The organism is Geothrix sp. (genome assembly GCF_020622065.1).
In the GTDB taxonomy this organism is placed as follows: Bacteria; Acidobacteriota; Holophagae; order Holophagales; family Holophagaceae; genus Geothrix.
In genome coordinates, this window is record NZ_JAHRYQ010000002.1 from 459,957 (window position 1) to 475,723 (window position 15,767).

The following is a 15,767-nucleotide window of genomic DNA, read 5'->3' on the forward strand; positions in this document are numbered from 1 at the left end:
GTCAGTATCGTCCAGTAGGATTAGGGGAAGATTAAAGTTCAGCCCCAATGGGAAGCCATTCGTCCAGGGGGTTCAGAAGGGGCGTGCAATGCGTTTGAGGGCCTTCTGGTCGTTTCCAAAGCGGCACAGGGCCTCACAATGCGCTTCGAGATCGGTGAAGGTGATCAAGGACGGCCGATTGGCCAACTGGCGGAAGGCCGGACGAAGGAGTTGCGCCCGCACTTCGCCCTCCCGCTCATCTGGCGCGATGAGGAACAGATCAGGGTCGAGCCCGGAGAGTGACAGGCTCAAATCCTGTAACCGGAGAATGCCCGAATAGATGGAGGTGCTTTTCTCCACCTCGAAGGCGCAGGCCACGCTGTTTCCCTGGAGCCAGAGAACATCGATCAGCTCGACGGTGTTGGTCACCTCAGCCCCCAGGTCCAAAGGCGGGAGGACCGCCAAGGCCGTTTCCCCGAGCCTTCCGCCGCCATGGCAATTCGGCGCGGATCGGTCATTGCGCGCAATCCAAACCTGGTAGCCGAGGGCTTGGCCGACCTTCAACAGGTGGGCCTGCATCCGAGCGTGCAGTGAAGACTCCTTGGCGTCATCCAAGACCTCCTGATGGCGTTTATCCAGGGTTTTTCGAATCTTCTTCTCTTCAAAAGCCAGGGCAGTTTCGACATTGGAATCCATGGCGATCTTGCCGATACCGACATCGAAGAGAAAACCTGAGACGGCACCGAGATCCCGGGAGAACCGGGTGGCGAATCGATCATTGAGGGCCTGGATGCCCTTCCGCATGACCAGGTAGTCTCGCCAGGATCCGAGCTTCAAGGCGCTTCCCGTGAGGGCGTTGAACCCGCCCAGAATGGCCGTGTTAAAGGGGGGCATCAGGGTGGGGTGGAGGAAGTAGAGGATGTTCGCGGAGGCCGGTCCCATCCCCTTGATCTTCAGCCCATCCAGTCGATGGATCGCATCGAGGATCTGGTCTTCCCGGGCGGCCTTGAAGGCCTCCTCCAGGAACCGGGCGAATCCGAGTTGGTTCTCCCGGTGCTCGTAGATGTCGGGAATCCGAAGTTTCGGCTTCCAATAGAAGGCATGAGCCGCCCCCTGGAAGACCTGCTTCTGCTCGGTCACGGCGGCCATCAGGAACTCGAGGCTGGACCCGCGGTAGTCGCGGGGAAAAGTGCCCTTGACCATGTCCTGGATGACCGTTTGCACACCGCGGCGGATGTTCCGGAAGGCCTTCAATCGATCTTCGCCGAGGAACCACGTGTGATAGACGGATTCGGGATCTGCGAAATACCTGTCCACAGCCGCGTCGAGAACGCCGACTGCCTCAGTGGGGGCGGATTCCATGTTGGACCTCGATGGACAAGCGGATGTTGCCTTGGTGGGAATGGAAAATCATACGGCCTTCATGCCGAGTGGGGGTGGAATCGAACCGTGAACCTGGCTCCGCCTTTCGCTCGGTTTGACGCGCGGATTTCCGCGCCATGGACGCTCGATACCCATGCGGCAATCGCCAGGCCCAGTCCCGTACCAGGAGCAGTGGCTTGGGATCGGGCAGGGTCGGATCGATAGAAACGATCGAAGATCTTCTCAAGGTCTTCTGGGGGAATCCCTGGGCCGGAATCCTCGATGATCAGATAGATGGATCCGTCGGCTTGATGGGTCTGGGCGATCACCTCACCGGGAGCGGGTGTGAACTTCAAAGCGTTCCCGATCAGGTTGCCGATCATCAGGTGGAGCCACCGTTCATTCCCCAGGATGATCGCCGCCTCTGAATAGCGGAGGCTCAAGTGAAGGCCTGAGGATTCGGCCTGCTCCAGGAAAGCATCCACCTGGGCTTCCAGAATCTGGTCCAGCCTGACCGGCTCCAGATGAACGACCAACCTTCCGGAGTCCGCACGAGCCAGCAGGAGGAGGTCTTCAACAGTGCTGCTCAGGCGATCGACCTCCGCTCCGATGGTTTTGAGCGTTGCCTCGTGTTCCTCTGGTGTGTGGTGCCGCTTGAGGGTGATATCGATGGCGTTTCTGACGGTCGCCAACGGGCTTCTGAGTTCATGGGAAGCATCCGCCGTGAATCGCTTCATGGACTCGAAAGATGAGTCCAGGCGGCTGAACATCCGGTTGAGGGTTTCTACCAAGCGTCCGATCTCCGAGTCCTTGCCTGGATGAGTCAGACGTCGATGGAGGCTGCTGGCCTCGATTTCTTGGGCCATGATTGTGATCCGCTCCATGGGGGCGAGGGCCTTTCCGGCAAGCCAATACCCTCCCAGGCTGGAGACGAGCACGCCGAGGGGCGCCAGGATCAGCAGGCCCAGACGCAAGGCTTCCAGCGTCTCCCTGATGTCGCCCATGTCTTCTACGACGCGAATGATACCCTTCCTCCCCGATCGGACCTGATAAGGAAGGGAGAGGACACGCCAGAAGGCGCCATCCTTTTCCAAGGCTTCGAACTGAGCAGTGGAGGGGTTTTTGAGCGGGAGGGTGGTCAGGACCGGCTCGAGTGGGCTGCCGCTCAGTTCGGGTGAATCGAAAAAGACCCGCCGCTCCCCCTGGGTCTCATGGATGAGGGCCAGCTTTCCGATTTTCCCGAGTTGCTCGACCTGGCGATCAGTCAGGATGTGGCAGTCTTCGGTCTCATCAATGATTTTCAGGATGGCGTAGGCGCTGGCACGAAGCGGCTCATCATGGTGGTGCAGCAGGTGGTGGTGGACCACCGCATAGAGCATGGCCCCGAACACGGTCAGAACCGCCAACAAGGTGAGGCTGTACCAGGCCGTCAGTCGAAAGCGAAGGGTGCCAGTCGTCTTCATGAGCTGGGCTCCCGGAGCACATACCCCGCCCCACGGACGGTATGAATGAGCTTGATTGGGTTTCCGTGGTCAACCTTCTTGCGCAGATAGTTGATGTAGACATCTACCAAATTCGAACCGCCGTCATAGTCGTAATCAGAAGCCCATACGTGGTCCAGGATCATGGATCGTGTCAGAACCAGCCCCTTTCTCCGGACCAGGAATTCGAGCAGGGCGAATTCGCGAGAGGAAAGGTCGATGAGCTTCCCCCCGCGACGGACTTCCCGGCTTCCGAGTTGGATTTCCAAATCCGCAATCAGAAGCCGGTTCTGGGGTTCTACTGCTGGTCGGCGACTGATCGCTCTTAGCCGAGCCATCAGTTCTTTGAAGGCGAAAGGCTTCGGAAGGTAGTCATCCGCGCCCAGGTCCAAGCCCCGGACCCGGTCATCCAGTCCGCTTCTGGCGGTGAGGATGAGGACGGGAACCTTGGATCCCTTGGCTCGAATTCTTCGTAGGACATCGAACCCATTCAGGCCCGGAAGCATGACATCGAGAACCACGGCATCGTAATGGGCCGACATGATCATTTCTTCGCCACGAAGGCCGTTGGCGGCGTGTTCGACAGCAAAGCCCTCCTCCCGAAGCCCGCGGCGGAGCACTTCCGCCAGCCTTGATTCATCTTCCACGATGAGGATCTTCAACAGGGTACCTCCATTGATTTTTCCCAGCTTCCTGCCCAATTGAAGGCACTACATCTGAGGCGATGACCTGGGTTCGGATAGATTCTGCGGGAATTGGGAACCATTTCCGGAGGGCTTTAGGGTGAGAGGACGACAGTCTTCGCCAGGGATACATGAATGTACCGCACGCACAGGAAATCGAGAGCACACGCCTCTCGAAACAGTTCTGGAAGCACCTCGGTTCGATTTTGAATCAGGGGGATTTTCATATAATTGTAATTCTCATTACCTGATCTGTATTCTAGCTCAGCGCCTCCCCGGCAGTTTCCATCTTAGAGGTCGGTAGATCTCAACCTCGACATCAGGTTTCATCTGCCCGACCCTCTTTTTGTGCTCCCAGGCATCGCCTTCCTCTGGGGTTTCGAAACGAGGCCCCAAGGTGGGTAGGACTGGCGGCACCTCTGGAACATCCAGCATCTCGGGAGTGAGGATGTGGGGCTTCACCTCGACATCTGGGTCGGGCACGGATGGTTTGGAAACGACACTAGACCTCCCCGGACCCGGAAGAGAAATCCCCAACTTCCGCCCAAGCCAGGCCACTGCTAGATTCGGCGGACCACAGCGCGCTCTTCGGCAGGTCCAGGCACCAGCACCACTCGGTCGGTTTGGAGACTTTTCTGCTCTCCTGGTTGTAGCTCGGTCTTGGGTTTTCCGGCCTGGTCGATGAGCAACCGCCGCAGCCCATAGCAGCCCCACCCTGCCGGAAGCCGAGCTCAATGAGTCGGCACTGGCCCTTGAAGACCTTCGCTGACAGTTCCCGGCTGTACTCCCCCGCCATGGCCCGCTTGACGCCCTTCACGATCGTGGAGACCGGGCTGCCGTCGTTCTCAAACTGCTCGGCACAATACTGAACGGTGATTCCAGCTCGCTTGCAGATGTATTCGTAATAAGCGCTTTCATCGGCGTCCTGGAACCGCCCCCAGCGGCTCACGTCATACACGAGAATCATGGCGAAATCGGCCTGCCCGGTTTGGACCACCTGAATCAGTTCCTTCAATCCATCCCGGCCATCGATCCGAAGGCCACTTTTTTTCGCATCACTGAAGGTTCGGACAATCTGAAGGCCCCGCCTGCTGGCGTACTCCCGGAGCACATCTGACTGGTTTTCCGTTGAGTATTGCTGATGTTCCGTGGACATCCGGACGTATTGGGCTGCGCAGATAAAGTCGTCGCTCATGCTGCGCCTTGCCTCCCGTGGCGATGGCTTCGGCTCCACAAAACTGCCGTTGCCCAGGCAGACGACCCTATCCGTCTCCCTGGTGGCGCACCATGACCTGAGAGGTCAAGTTCGCTGCAAAACCATGACCTGGTAGGTTAAGTCCACAGGGGAATCTGACCTCGCGAGTCAGCGCGGCCGCCTCGACTGGGGCTCCTCGCATGCAAACCTTTGCAGAAAAACTTGGCCGACGAATCGCCAAACAACGTCGGGCCGTCGGGCTGACTCAGGCAGACCTGGCCGAAAAGGTCGGTGTCCAGCCGGAAACCATCAGTCGCGTCGAAACAGGAAGAAGGGTGATCTCGCTTAGACTGGTCATCCTTCTATCAGAATCCCTCGATATTGAGTTGCATGAACTCTTCCGGCTGCCGAAAACGGACAGCCTTAAAGATCGGGCGGTCGAAAAGCTCTTGTGGTTCGTCTCGCGCTTGTCGCCAGCCGAAATCGAGCTCGTTATGGATGTTGGCTCGGCATTACTTGGGCATGCTCGACGTGCCCAATTGGGGTAGACGAGATCCAGCGAAGACCTAGTTACTTTGAGGGAATGAGGGAATCCCAGGGGATGATGTAGCTCGTGCTGCGGCCAGCACCCACCACGATAAGACATCCACTGCTTGCGAGATCTGCGAGGTCGCGGGAGGCGGTGATGGGGCTGCAGCTTGTCAGCGCTGCGAATTTCCGGGTAGTCATACCACCCTCAAAGCCGCCGGGCCCGGCATCCAGGAGTCGGTTGAGGGCCTTCCGCTGGCGCTCGTTGATCTGCTTGTCGTTGTAACGGGCCCAGAAGGTTCCCTTGGCGAGTGAGCGCTGGATGATCTGCTCGGGCTGCGTGCAGGCCTCCGCTACCTGGGTGAGGAACCATTGCAGCCATGGAGTAATGTCCAGCCCCTGGCGGAACGCCTGGGCGGATTCCAAGGCCGCGTAGTAGTCCGGACGAACTTGGAGAATCCGGCTAGACATGCGGACGATTGGATCGCTGTCGTGAGCTTGTGAGAGGGCCAGGTCTGTGAGTGCCCTCGTGATGCGGCCGTTGCCATCGTCAAAGGGATGGATGGTGACGAACCAGAGGTGAGCCACGCCAGCACGCACCAATCCATCCGTGGATGAACTCGAGTTGAACCACTCTAGGAAGCGGTCAAGCTCCGGTTCCAGTTGAGCACGGGGCACCGCCATGAAATGGACAATGGACTCCTCCTCCGACACGCGGGTCTCTACATGGACCAGTCCCGGGCGGAGCATCCCGATGGCAATGTCAGGGCGACTCTTAGGGAAGAGCGCTCGATGCCAGCGGCAGAGACGATCCAGTGAGAGCGGGGTGCTTGGGTTCTGCATGGCATCCGAAAGGACTGCACCCACCCCTTCCGCCTTGCGATCGAATGGAGCGTTGCTGTCCACCGGAAGCCCGAGGTGGCGGGCGACGGAGGCAGCCATGGAGGCAGGATTGATGTGCTCTCCTTCGATGGCGCTGGTGCTCACCCCCTCCTGGGTGAGGACTTCAGCCAGCACTTCCTGAAAGGCTTTGGGGGAGAGAACACGGCCTGCCATCTGGAGGCGCCCCAGGGCCTGGTGTGCTGTTCCAAGCGGCCCCACCAGCTGATCCCACTGCCAGGTAAAAGCAGGCCAGTCTGCGTGCTGCCAAATCCAGCGATCCTGAATCTGTTCCTTGGGGATAAGAATGCCGGAGGCGCGACAGAGGACCTTCGGCGATGGGGAATCCAAGAGATTTTGGTCCAGGCCCTCCCCTGAGTGGTGGACAGCTACGGGCTTTGAAGGTGAAAGGCGCGTGCGCTTCACGGTAATCACATCTCCACATGATGTGATTTTGGGTTCTAATCACATCATGTGCAAGGGGGCGAGGCCTGAATGACCAGGTGACGCAAGCAGTAGGGCATCCCTAATAGCGTCCCCAGATGATGCGATTAGGCGTTGTAATCGCATCATCTGGGGTAACCCTATGCCGGGGTGACCAGCTCCAATTAACCGCATTCGAAATCAGCAATAAATAATACTACAATTAGGCACTTATCCGTTCTCTCCAGGAGGATCCCTAGGCATAGAGGAGGGGTGATCGCAGCAGGTAGCGCCTGATTGATTTTCGGCTTCAATGGAAGCCCTTTCGGGTAGGGGGGAGAACCGGAGCTGCGTAGGAGCACCTGCCCCACGCTCAGCCGCCCGGCGGGGCTATGCCCCCTGCCGGACGAGCGCAGCGGGGAGCGACCGGAGGCGAGTTGGGACCCGACTTGAGGCATCAAGTTGGGCGAGCCGAAGGGAGCGGGGCAGGAGCGGACGAAGCGGCGTAGGCTCGGACCCACGGACCGGAAGGTCGTTGTTCGACAGCCTGAGGTAATGAATTGCCTCAGCTACTCCCCGTCCATCGGGGACAGTAGATCCCGAAGCTCCCACCCAACCGCCTTGGCCAACCGTTCCATGTTATCGATGGATACGTTTCGTTCGCCGCGTTCGACGGAGCCCACATAGGTGCGATGGAGTTCCGAGAGCTCGGCCAAGCCTTCCTGAGAAAGTCGGCACTGAAGTCGAGCCCTTCGTAGATTGGAGGCGAAGAGCAAGCGTGCTGTGGAGTGGCTGCGCTTTGTTGGCACCAGCCATCGTTTGCCTTATGATGACTTTGGATCTACAGACTTAAAGTAGCATTTCCCAAATGAGGGCAATCTCGGCAATGAAATAAGGGAATCCATCCAGGTTCAGCAGAGAAGGACAGCGTGAAAGGACAAACCAGAAGGATGGTTGCCAACCTAGGCTGCCGGCTTCCCCCTCTCATGTTCCGACTTTCTACGCTTCGTTCATCACCCGGCCGCAGGCTGGAGCAGGTCAACTCCATTCGTCAGTTACCAAACCCATGCAGAGCAACCTTCTCAAGAGCATGACAACCCCGCTGTGATTACCGTCCTTGTTTCCAATAGGAGATGCGATGAACCTTCGTTGTTTTTTGGCTACTTGCTTGGTGGCCCTTTCCGTTTTTGGGCAAGAAGTGCAACCGGCTTTTGACTACCACCAAGTAATCAAGCTCGACCTGTCCAAATTTGAGGTTCCTGGTCCTTCGCGCCCAACCAAGGGGCGACGAGTAGGTGTGGGGTCGGTGGTCATCAATGTGGAAGGGCTCAATGACGAACTTCTGCGTGGCCACTGGGTGAAATATTATTTCCGGGAAATCACAGATCACCCTGATGTCTTTCAACCTGGCCTTCAGCGTGTTTTATCAGGCCTGCTTACAAAATTAGGCATGGAAGTTGTGCCGAAGGAAGATGCACCGGTGATTGTTGACCTCTATTTTCACCTCTACTTAGGTCGAAAAGGTGTACAACCCGAGGGCCATCGTTCCGAAAATGGTTCTACTTGGTTGTTTCCAACTGCCAAAAAAGTAAGCTATGACGCGACCATGGCCATTAAAGCAAAGACGGCACTAGCCTCTTATCTCCAAGCGGATAATGCTCAAATAGGTGCGGTTGATGTTTATATTTCACAATCAATCGAGCCATCCATTGGAGGTGGATTCACTTCACTTTATAAGGCCTACCCAGGAACAGAATTGATGAAATTCCCTCAATTCATATCAGCAGTGAATGCCTCTCTGGAAAATCTTGTACGAAAGGGCACGACCAAATTGGTGGAGCGAATGGATGAGGAGCGAGTCGACGATATGTGGCGGGGGCTTGCCAATCGAAAATAAGGCAACGGCCTAAAGATTTCGTCAACTCGCACCTCGGCATCCCCTCTGTTGCCACGAGAAGAATGTAGACATTCTTCTCGTGGATTTTGTTTGTCGTTACTGCATCAAAGGACGCCCTCCCTAAAGCTTGTTGGAACTGGTATGGGCCTGAGGCAAGCCCATCAACGGGAGAAGCCCTTTGGTCCAGCAGGAGGCTGGCGTGGCTGATTCTCGATGGAATCACGCACACGGTTGTCTTCCAGTTCCGGTTCAAGACTGCTGGCCCGGCGCCAACGATCGCCGAAGGGTGCTCGGCTTTTGGCCCGATCTTCTCTCTCAATGTCTGCGTGGGGGTCGCCAATTTTTTGGGCCAGAGCCTCTGACAACTCGACCAGTCTTTTCCACCCACTGCGAACCAGGCTCAGTCGGTTATCCAACCATCCAGCAAACCCCTGCTCCTGAGGCAAAGGATCACTATTTTCATGTAGGTTATAGGCTTCGCGAATCGCATCATCGGCGGCCCAATAGGCCTCACCCCGATCCTCGTGACTTCCATGGGCCAGACTCGTCTCAGCCAACCTCTCGACCCGAGCAGGTAGTTCATCTGGAAGGCATGGGGTGAGACGCATGGACCATGAGTCATCGTTAGCATGTATCAGAGACTTTTCAGGCTCGGGAGAGAGCTTCAGCCGTGTACGAAGGGTGAACCATCTCGTTAGCTTTGGCAGATATACAAGGGCTAAGGCTCGCAAGGATCTGGAGGCCAAAGGCGGTAGAGACACTGGTGATATAGAGCCCCCCAACCCCAGAGCCTGGCTTGCTTCGGATGCAATGGATCGCTGTCTCCTAACAACGTGATGGTCGAAAGAGGAAGTGGATGCATCCCGTCCAGGTCCACCATGTAGGCCGGGATTAGGGCCATCGGGTTCTCCAGGTATGTGAGTAACGCTTCCGGAACTGCCTCGATCAAGATGGGCCCCATCCGAGTTCCCAACACAAAGATCCGGCGTTCGTCCAGGTATGGCAGCGGCCTCGGCACTCCCGGGAACTCCAAGCCTTTGGGCATTAGGCCAGGCAGATGAACCCATTTGGGGATCTTCCCGTGGGCCTCGCCAGTCTCCCAGATCTTCCTCCTTGCCTCGCGCATTAAATCCGCGACCGTGCCCTTCCAGGTTTCCCACGCCGGGAGATGGTTCCATCTCCCTGGAGGAGGGAGCCCCAGCCACTCTTCCTCCCAGCTCGGGACTTGGCTCGGTGATTCGAGTCGCTCGAGACGACCATGGGGCGATTGAATTTCCAGCGCCTTCATCCTTGATTCTCCGTATGTGCTGATTGGCCCGATCAAGGGCGGTATCCGGACTGATCGCTGTCAGATCAAGGGCCGGGTCATATTTAAGAACCTTCGCGAGGTTGGCAAAGCCGTACGGTTTGCCGAGGTCTGAACCCTTCATGAGTTCTCCTTCAAATTCGAATGTAATACCTGTGATGCGTGCGCCCCGGATGTTTAGAGAGGCACTGCCGCCACGTGCTCGAAATTCCTCTAAGAATCGAGGGAAAGGACGAACGCCCCAACATTCGTTTGCGGCTTCAATGGATTGGTCCACAACCAACCGAATCTTCTGTTTGATTGTCGGTAGTCCGGTCCGTTCGGCGAGGGCACGTTCCTTCCCGCGGGGACGTGTTGAGTTCAAGCGTTCCTTCTGGTGGATTCGGCCCGACCGGGTGGGACTGGCCACGGGCTCCAATCCGAATTGTTCTTCGAGAACCCTTAATGCACCTTCGATCTTGCGGAAATCCCGTAGGACTTCCCTCGCGAGGGATCCGTCGGCACGAATGCGACTGGCGACGATATGGATATGCTCGTGGGGCTGATCATGGTGTTGGATCACACAATAGCTATCCCACCCCATTTCCTGAACAACTCGCTGAGCCACTAGCAACCACTCTTCCATCGAAAGATGCTCGCCCGGTCGAAGCGAGATCGAGAGGTGGCGGACAGGCTTTTGGATGGCCCTACGGAGTCTTGATATGGCTTCCAGCTCTCGCCGTAGGTCGGCAATTGACTCGCCAGCCAACGTGCCACCAAGAAGTGTGGCTCGTTCCATCCCGGAGGCTGTTTTTCGGAACAGGTAACTCAGCAGAGGGCCAAACCCATTACCTTTCGTGAGTTTTCCGATCATGTCGAAGTTCCTCCTGTACCCGAAGGAGGAGCTCCCTAATATTCCAGAGCTCTACCAGGATTCCGTCCGATGATGACGACTCCCCGGAATTGAGATTTCGGGCGATCTGGTTGAGGTTGTTACCGACTCGGCCAAGTTCTTGAGCGAATTCCCGGTCGATCATTGGTGGGGGAATCTGCCCAAGTAACAGATTTCGGCCAAGGGAAGACAGGCTGGTGTTGTGATTCTTGGCGGCGTTCCTGAGTTGGACATGTTCAGCGCCGGTCAGACGAACCGTGAGTATCACAGCCCGGCGTCGAGCCTCCTCGACGCGCTGCTTTCGATGATTACTGGCGGCACACATTAGAGAGTTCCTTTCCTGGCGGTAGCCACAAGGGGGTTCAGGGGCAAAGCCCCTGGCGAGCAGCGAATCGGATACAGAGGCGAGCGAAGCGACCCGATGTATTCGGTTTGCCTTGCTCGCTCCACACCATTGACGGGAGCGCTATCCCTGGGTCTACGGCTTTCCTCGTAGACGCCGATCACGGCTGCCCCTTGGAAACTCGATCCACATGCTCATATGTTGGAGGCGACTGAAGAATGGCGCGCCGTATCGCATAATCAGCGCTTCGGCAGTGCAATTGGTCGTGCAGCTGGTGGAACGGTAGTGGTCATACCGAGCCCGGATTAACCGGTCAATGAATGCAATGCCCCGGTCATATTCTCGCCCCCCACGCTCCTTGATCTCCCCGCCGAGGTCATCCAAGAACAGAAAATCTGCCTGTGCGAGTCGACGAAAGAGGCGCTCCTGATCAGCAGGATGGAGAGCCATGCTGCGCCACTCGGTGACAAGATCTAGGACACTCCTCCAAATGGCTGGTGAATTAGCAGGATCGAATTGGTTCGGAATTCCATATGCGTACTTCTTAAGGAGTTGATGCTTTGCAAGTGCAGCCATAGCGTAGGTTTTACCCACACCTGTTGTGCCCGCCAACACCACTCCATTGGGTCGAACCTTTGGCGGCGCCTGGAAGGGTATCTGCTCCAAAGTATTTCGGAGAGGTTCTTCAATTTGGCTAATGTCGGCAGCCAACTCTGCCGGCATTACACCTGCATTTTCTAGAAGCATCCGAATAGAAGATGCATTGCAACGCGGAGCTGTATCGAATGAAAGCTCTTCAGGCATGGATCACACCTCCGTGCCATGAGAGTCGCCCTCTCGAAACTGATCAATGAGTGCTCGGTCCGAATCTGTAAGGTCGTCCCTCGATCGAATCGGGGGCTTCGTATCCAGCGTCTGTGCGAGAAGATTCGCAATGCTTTTCTTCTGAAATAGCCACGGCAAACTTGCCCGCCATCCATGAGGACCCGAACCAAGGTAAAACGGCAACTTTGGGATGCGTCGGATGGCCTCAAGGATCTGTTCCAGGCCTCCAATTTCCTCGACGATTGCATCAATTCCACCAGGGAGATCCCTCGCCGTTCCCTGAGAGATCACGCCACTAGTGCCATTTGCCATTGAATTCCAAACGGATAGGATCTCCATAGCTATTGGATGGTTGGATAGGTCGATCGCCTGGTGTTGCTTCCTCCGATGTTTTGAGTACGGATTCCTTGGTTTTTCGCATGGTAGTTCCGCTTCCAATGTCGTTGGAGCACCTTCGGGATCTGTGTCTGGGTTCCATCTTCCGTAGGCAGACCGACGTCGCTTTTCCGAAAGTGTCATTGCCTCTTGCCGCTCCGCCTCGATGCGAGGATGGACATAGTGCGTCTCTCCAATCGGTTCAAATTCGAAGCGAATGAAAGGCCACGATCGGACAACAGTTTTTTCAGTTACTCGCAACAGGCGAGCAAGAATGCATAGGTCCTGTGGAATCTTTTCTGAAATCATGCAATGCACAGAGCACAAAATCAGAACACCGATAGCTTCCGCAAGGAATTCTGGAGGAGCTTGAATTAATACAGGATTGTACAGAATATCTTTTATATATATTCTTATGTATTCACTTATGATTCTCGATTGAAATGCGTTTGAACCGTAGCCGCTATGCATGTGCTCTCCAAGCGCACACCTGCGGATTGCGGTTTTGGTCGTGGTCTCCCTTCGGCCAGCTACAAATTTGACGGGTGCCCGCCCCCGACAGCAGAGTGCTCATCACTTCCCCTCTCCCTCAGAGGTCTCAAGAGAGTCGAGCCATCTCTGCAAGTCCGAGACTCTGATCAACCGGACTTTCCCCCGTTTCAGGTAGGCCAGCTTTTTATCTTTCATGGCTAGGTAGAGGGAAGTCCGATCTACCCCGCTGTACTGAACAGCCTGCGCGACGCGCAGTGTATATGGTGGTATCGCTGCATGCATTGGTGCCTCCTCGCACGGTCCGGAGCACGGCCGGATGCAAGGAGGATCTGATTTTCGTCCAACGCCAACCTGTAGATATGTTTAGTGAGGTAGGTGAATCAAATATGTGCTAGGCCGACCCTTTCCCAACCTGGACCATTCAGGAGCTCCGCTGACTTGGGGTGGCTGGGAAAGGGCATCTCCGGGTAGGGCGGATCATTGTCGTCCTGTATTCGAGGGCAGCGAGAAAGGGTTGGGGTTAAAAATGTCGGAAATTGGTCAATAGACGGGAATACGCACTTAATTCTTTCCCCATTTGGCCCAGTACGTATGCAACTACCAACATATGGTTTTATTTCATTTAACCAATCTTCGATTTCTTTTTTATGATTTTTTCCCCAACTACTAATGCTGCCTTTTGTTGAACAAACATATAATAATTTTGATTGCGCATGGATTAATTTGGCTAATTCAAAATGGTTTTCAATATTGCAACCATTAATAGCCAAAAGTAATCCACATTCTCTCATCAAAAAAATCTGGGGGGAAGGCCATATTAATTCTGCTAGTGAGTGCTCACCTGGCCTACCACCATTTAAAAACCTTGTCCGTTCAGCTTCCAGTTGGCCATGCCGAATGTGTGCCGTTGATGAAATCGCGGCAAGATTTTCAATAAATTCCCTATCAATAAATGGCATTACATAATTTCGCCCTCTCTTCATATGCTTTGTTAAATAAATATTCCAAAGAATCGCATACCAATACTCTTTGAATTGCTTCTTGGAATGTAGGCCCTCTACGACATGTCCAATTGGCCTCACAATGCGACGTTTTTTAAATTTCATTTCCTTATACTGTTCTCTATAGTCACACCTATACAGCTTATGAGGTGGTCGCAGCCAATTACTTGCAAAAATTCGTTCGTTCTTATTTTTATGGGTTTTTAAAATATATTTCGAAACTTCATTCAAATTACTGAATTTTACGAGTAGTTCATCAATTAAATTTTCGACATCTCTCATTTCTTTTAATATTTGTTTTGCTTTTGGAAATTCGTTAAATCTTTTTAAATAAAACATATACCAAGACAATATTGTAATAAATGCATCGACAAGTTCTAATTTATTTATTTTTTTATTTTTTAAATCAAATAAATCTAACATTTTTTGTTTTAACTCATTCTTGATTATTATTTTTTTATTATTTAAACGCGAATATTCCATAAATACTACATCATTATTAACAGTAAATTTTTTAATTATTTCTTTTATTTTTTTGTTTTTAAGCATGTTTATCCTTATTTTTTACGCGATCCAAAAAGATAAAACTCCGATTAGGACGACTGTATTTTGAGACTTACCACTCGTTCAGAGCCCTCCAGGCCCAGTGCTGGGGCGATCGAGCGGAACCGCGCTGCCGCAGCGTCTGGACAGAGGTGTCCATAGTGTCTTTCAACCATGCGTGTGTCGCTGTGACCCAGCTGACGTGCGACCAGGATGAGGTCCATCCCTGCGGCGATCCAAGTGGACGCAGCAGTGTGCCGGAGTTCGTGGAATGTAAGTTTTGCGATCCCGGCAGCCTTGCATGCTACTTCCATGCTTGGTCTTTGATCTCCATGCAGCCAGACCTGCCCACCCTCCCGTGTCCGTCGTTTTACCTCTCCATCTCGAAGGAACATCGTCTCGTCGGCTCTCCGCCCAGCCGTGACGGCCTCGAAGAACACCGTGCCTTCTTCAGTCAGGAAGATGTGCCGATCCTTCCCACTCTTGGCTATGTGGCCAGGTATGAAAATGGTTTTCGCTTCCCGGTTGAATTCGGCGACCGTGATCTTGGTGAGTTCGCCGTAACGAGCGCCCGTATAGAGGGCACCCTTCGACAGTCGTTGAAAGTCGGGTTGGCATGCCCGGACAAAACGAACCTGATCCTCGATTGCCAAAAAGCGCACACGTGCCGTGGAGGTGTTTCGGTATGGCTTTACTTCCTGCCAGATCGGATCCCCCCTGTAGGCACCCGACGTGTGTGCGTAGTTGAGAGCAGCTTTCAGGATGGTAAGGATGCGATTGGCGGTGTCCTTTCGAGCCCGCCTTTCTTTGTCGGTGGATGGAGGAGCTGGGGGTGGAAGGGGTTCAGGGGGCTTACGGGGGTGTTTGAACTTGCGCGGCTTGGGCCCTAGAACATCCGGAGTGGGAACCTTCTTGGCCCTGACACGACGTGGGGAGGTCGCCAAGACCTCCAGCCATTTCTCAATCTTCTTCCGTGTCAGTTTCCCGACTTCAATATCCCCCAAGGCTGGGCGAATGTGTGCTTCCACTTGATAGGTCTGAGTCTGGGTTCCCTTGACACCCCGCCGTTCGCAGTCCTTTTTATAGTCAGCCAGCGCAGCGGCCACGGTGAACGGTCCTTCGTGAACCGTTCCCCCATCGACCTTTCGGCGGGCCTCTCTCGCCACCTCAGCAAACCAGTCCCGAGCCCTGGACTGCGCCTGAGCCCAATTCATGATTCGGATGCCGTCCGCGTCCTCATAGTCATCAGCGGTACCGAGGGCTTTGGCCCTGCGTTCGCCGGTGGTCTTGTCACGCCACTTTGCCTGCCAGGTACCCGCAGATCGGGACATTGGCCGGTAGTAGCCGATTTGCTCCCCCTCGGCGAGAGAGGTCCAGTACGGCGCCTTCCGGGGCGCGACCTTCAAACGGTTTGTCCGATTGTCGAGTGTTGCGTCCTTCTTGGCTCGTGCCATCAGGCATCTCCCAGACGAAAGAACGGATCAGAGTTCTGTCTTGCATATATCTTGCACAGATGTTTCGGGACGACGCGGAACAAACCGGGCCAACAAACCCTGTTTTTCATGTATTTCAAGGCAAAATTGT

The 15,767-nt window shown here is 54.8% G+C and carries 14 protein-coding genes and 1 pseudogene; 2 read left to right on the plus strand and 13 right to left on the minus strand.

Annotation, left to right across the window (positions count from 1 at the left end):
• Positions 1–72 precede the first annotated feature (72 nt).
• The 4 genes and pseudogenes from QZ647_RS11550 to QZ647_RS11565 form a co-directional block, all read right to left on the minus strand.
• The gene (locus QZ647_RS11550; RefSeq protein WP_291272304.1) at positions 73–1,341 is read right to left on the minus strand and encodes a hypothetical protein; all 1,269 of its coding nucleotides are present in this window, start codon (positions 1,339–1,341) and stop codon (positions 73–75) included.
• A gap of 59 nt (positions 1,342–1,400) precedes the next feature.
• Positions 1,401–2,804, minus strand: coding sequence for an ATP-binding protein (locus tag QZ647_RS11555; RefSeq protein ID WP_291272305.1), 1,404 nt, complete (start codon positions 2,802–2,804; stop codon positions 1,401–1,403).
• The gene (locus QZ647_RS11560; RefSeq protein WP_291272306.1) at positions 2,801–3,484 is read right to left on the minus strand and encodes a response regulator transcription factor; all 684 of its coding nucleotides are present in this window, start codon (positions 3,482–3,484) and stop codon (positions 2,801–2,803) included. The genes QZ647_RS11555 and QZ647_RS11560 overlap by 4 nt, the downstream gene beginning before the upstream one ends.
• A gap of 584 nt (positions 3,485–4,068) precedes the next feature.
• Positions 4,069–4,700, minus strand: a pseudogene (locus tag QZ647_RS11565) (recombinase family protein); the annotation flags it as partial.
• A 200-nt stretch (positions 4,701–4,900) separates the two neighbouring features.
• Between QZ647_RS11565 and QZ647_RS11570 the strand changes: the two are divergent.
• The gene (locus QZ647_RS11570) at positions 4,901–5,248 is read left to right on the plus strand and encodes a helix-turn-helix transcriptional regulator (protein ID WP_291272308.1); all 348 of its coding nucleotides are present in this window, start codon (positions 4,901–4,903) and stop codon (positions 5,246–5,248) included.
• 22 nt (positions 5,249–5,270) lie between these two features.
• Here QZ647_RS11570 and QZ647_RS11575 read toward each other — a convergent pair whose 3' ends face one another.
• Both QZ647_RS11575 and QZ647_RS11580 read right to left on the minus strand, forming a co-directional pair.
• Entirely contained in the window at positions 5,271–6,533 is a 1,263-nt protein-coding gene (locus QZ647_RS11575; protein WP_291272309.1) for a Fic family protein, read from the minus strand.
• Positions 6,534–7,099: 566 nt separating this feature from the next.
• Complete coding sequence (locus QZ647_RS11580) at positions 7,100–7,339, minus strand: helix-turn-helix transcriptional regulator (protein WP_291272310.1); 240 nt, start codon at positions 7,337–7,339, stop codon at positions 7,100–7,102.
• Between the two features lie 329 nt (positions 7,340–7,668).
• Between QZ647_RS11580 and QZ647_RS11585 the strand changes: the two genes are divergently transcribed.
• On the plus strand, positions 7,669–8,427 hold the full coding sequence (locus tag QZ647_RS11585; RefSeq protein WP_291272311.1) for a hypothetical protein: 759 nt from the start codon (positions 7,669–7,671) through the stop codon (positions 8,425–8,427).
• Between the two features lie 161 nt (positions 8,428–8,588).
• Here QZ647_RS11585 and QZ647_RS15640 read toward each other — a convergent pair whose 3' ends face one another.
• The 7 genes from QZ647_RS15640 to QZ647_RS11605 all read right to left on the minus strand — a co-directional run bounded on the left by QZ647_RS15640 (position 8,589) and on the right by QZ647_RS11605 (position 15,637).
• Entirely contained in the window at positions 8,589–10,586 is a 1,998-nt protein-coding gene (locus QZ647_RS15640; protein ID WP_366526174.1) for a relaxase/mobilization nuclease domain-containing protein, read from the minus strand.
• On the minus strand, positions 10,561–10,929 hold the full coding sequence (mobC, locus tag QZ647_RS15645) for a plasmid mobilization relaxosome protein MobC (RefSeq protein WP_366526175.1): 369 nt from the start codon (positions 10,927–10,929) through the stop codon (positions 10,561–10,563). Before mobC ends, QZ647_RS15640 begins: the two co-directional genes overlap by 26 nt.
• Positions 10,930–11,082: 153 nt before the next feature.
• Positions 11,083–11,751: a hypothetical protein gene (locus QZ647_RS11590; RefSeq protein ID WP_291272312.1), complete on the minus strand. Its 669-nt coding sequence runs from the start codon at positions 11,749–11,751 to the stop codon at positions 11,083–11,085.
• Positions 11,752–11,754: 3 nt separating this feature from the next.
• On the minus strand, positions 11,755–12,618 hold the full coding sequence (locus QZ647_RS11595; protein WP_291272313.1) for a hypothetical protein: 864 nt from the start codon (positions 12,616–12,618) through the stop codon (positions 11,755–11,757).
• Positions 12,619–12,720: 102 nt separating this feature from the next.
• Positions 12,721–12,921, minus strand: a complete 201-nt coding sequence (locus QZ647_RS15650) for a helix-turn-helix domain-containing protein (protein WP_366526176.1) — start codon at positions 12,919–12,921, stop codon at positions 12,721–12,723.
• Between the two features lie 98 nt (positions 12,922–13,019).
• Complete coding sequence (locus tag QZ647_RS11600) at positions 13,020–14,189, minus strand: hypothetical protein (protein WP_291272314.1); 1,170 nt, start codon at positions 14,187–14,189, stop codon at positions 13,020–13,022.
• Between the two features lie 44 nt (positions 14,190–14,233).
• Positions 14,234–15,637, minus strand: a complete 1,404-nt coding sequence (locus QZ647_RS11605; RefSeq protein WP_291272315.1) for a site-specific integrase — start codon at positions 15,635–15,637, stop codon at positions 14,234–14,236.
• Positions 15,638–15,767 lie beyond the last annotated feature (130 nt).

Coding starts and splice junctions, on each gene's coding strand:
- QZ647_RS11555 (WP_291272305.1), bottom strand. CDS start 2,804: ATGAAGACGACTGGCACCCTTCGCTTTCGACTGACGGCCTGGTACAGC.
- QZ647_RS11550 (WP_291272304.1), bottom strand. CDS start 1,341: ATGGAATCCGCCCCCACTGAGGCAGTCGGCGTTCTCGACGCGGCTGTG.
- QZ647_RS11605 (WP_291272315.1), bottom strand. CDS start 15,637: ATGGCACGAGCCAAGAAGGACGCAACACTCGACAATCGGACAAACCGT.
- QZ647_RS11570 (WP_291272308.1), top strand. CDS start 4,901: ATGCAAACCTTTGCAGAAAAACTTGGCCGACGAATCGCCAAACAACGT.
- QZ647_RS11600 (WP_291272314.1), bottom strand. CDS start 14,189: ATGCTTAAAAACAAAAAAATAAAAGAAATAATTAAAAAATTTACTGTT.
- QZ647_RS15650 (WP_366526176.1), bottom strand. CDS start 12,921: ATGCATGCAGCGATACCACCATATACACTGCGCGTCGCGCAGGCTGTT.
- QZ647_RS11585 (WP_291272311.1), top strand. CDS start 7,669: ATGAACCTTCGTTGTTTTTTGGCTACTTGCTTGGTGGCCCTTTCCGTT.
- QZ647_RS11595 (WP_291272313.1), bottom strand. CDS start 12,618: ATGCATAGCGGCTACGGTTCAAACGCATTTCAATCGAGAATCATAAGT.
- QZ647_RS11590 (WP_291272312.1), bottom strand. CDS start 11,751: ATGCCTGAAGAGCTTTCATTCGATACAGCTCCGCGTTGCAATGCATCT.
- mobC (WP_366526175.1), bottom strand. CDS start 10,929: ATGTGTGCCGCCAGTAATCATCGAAAGCAGCGCGTCGAGGAGGCTCGA.
- QZ647_RS15640 (WP_366526174.1), bottom strand. CDS start 10,586: ATGATCGGAAAACTCACGAAAGGTAATGGGTTTGGCCCTCTGCTGAGT.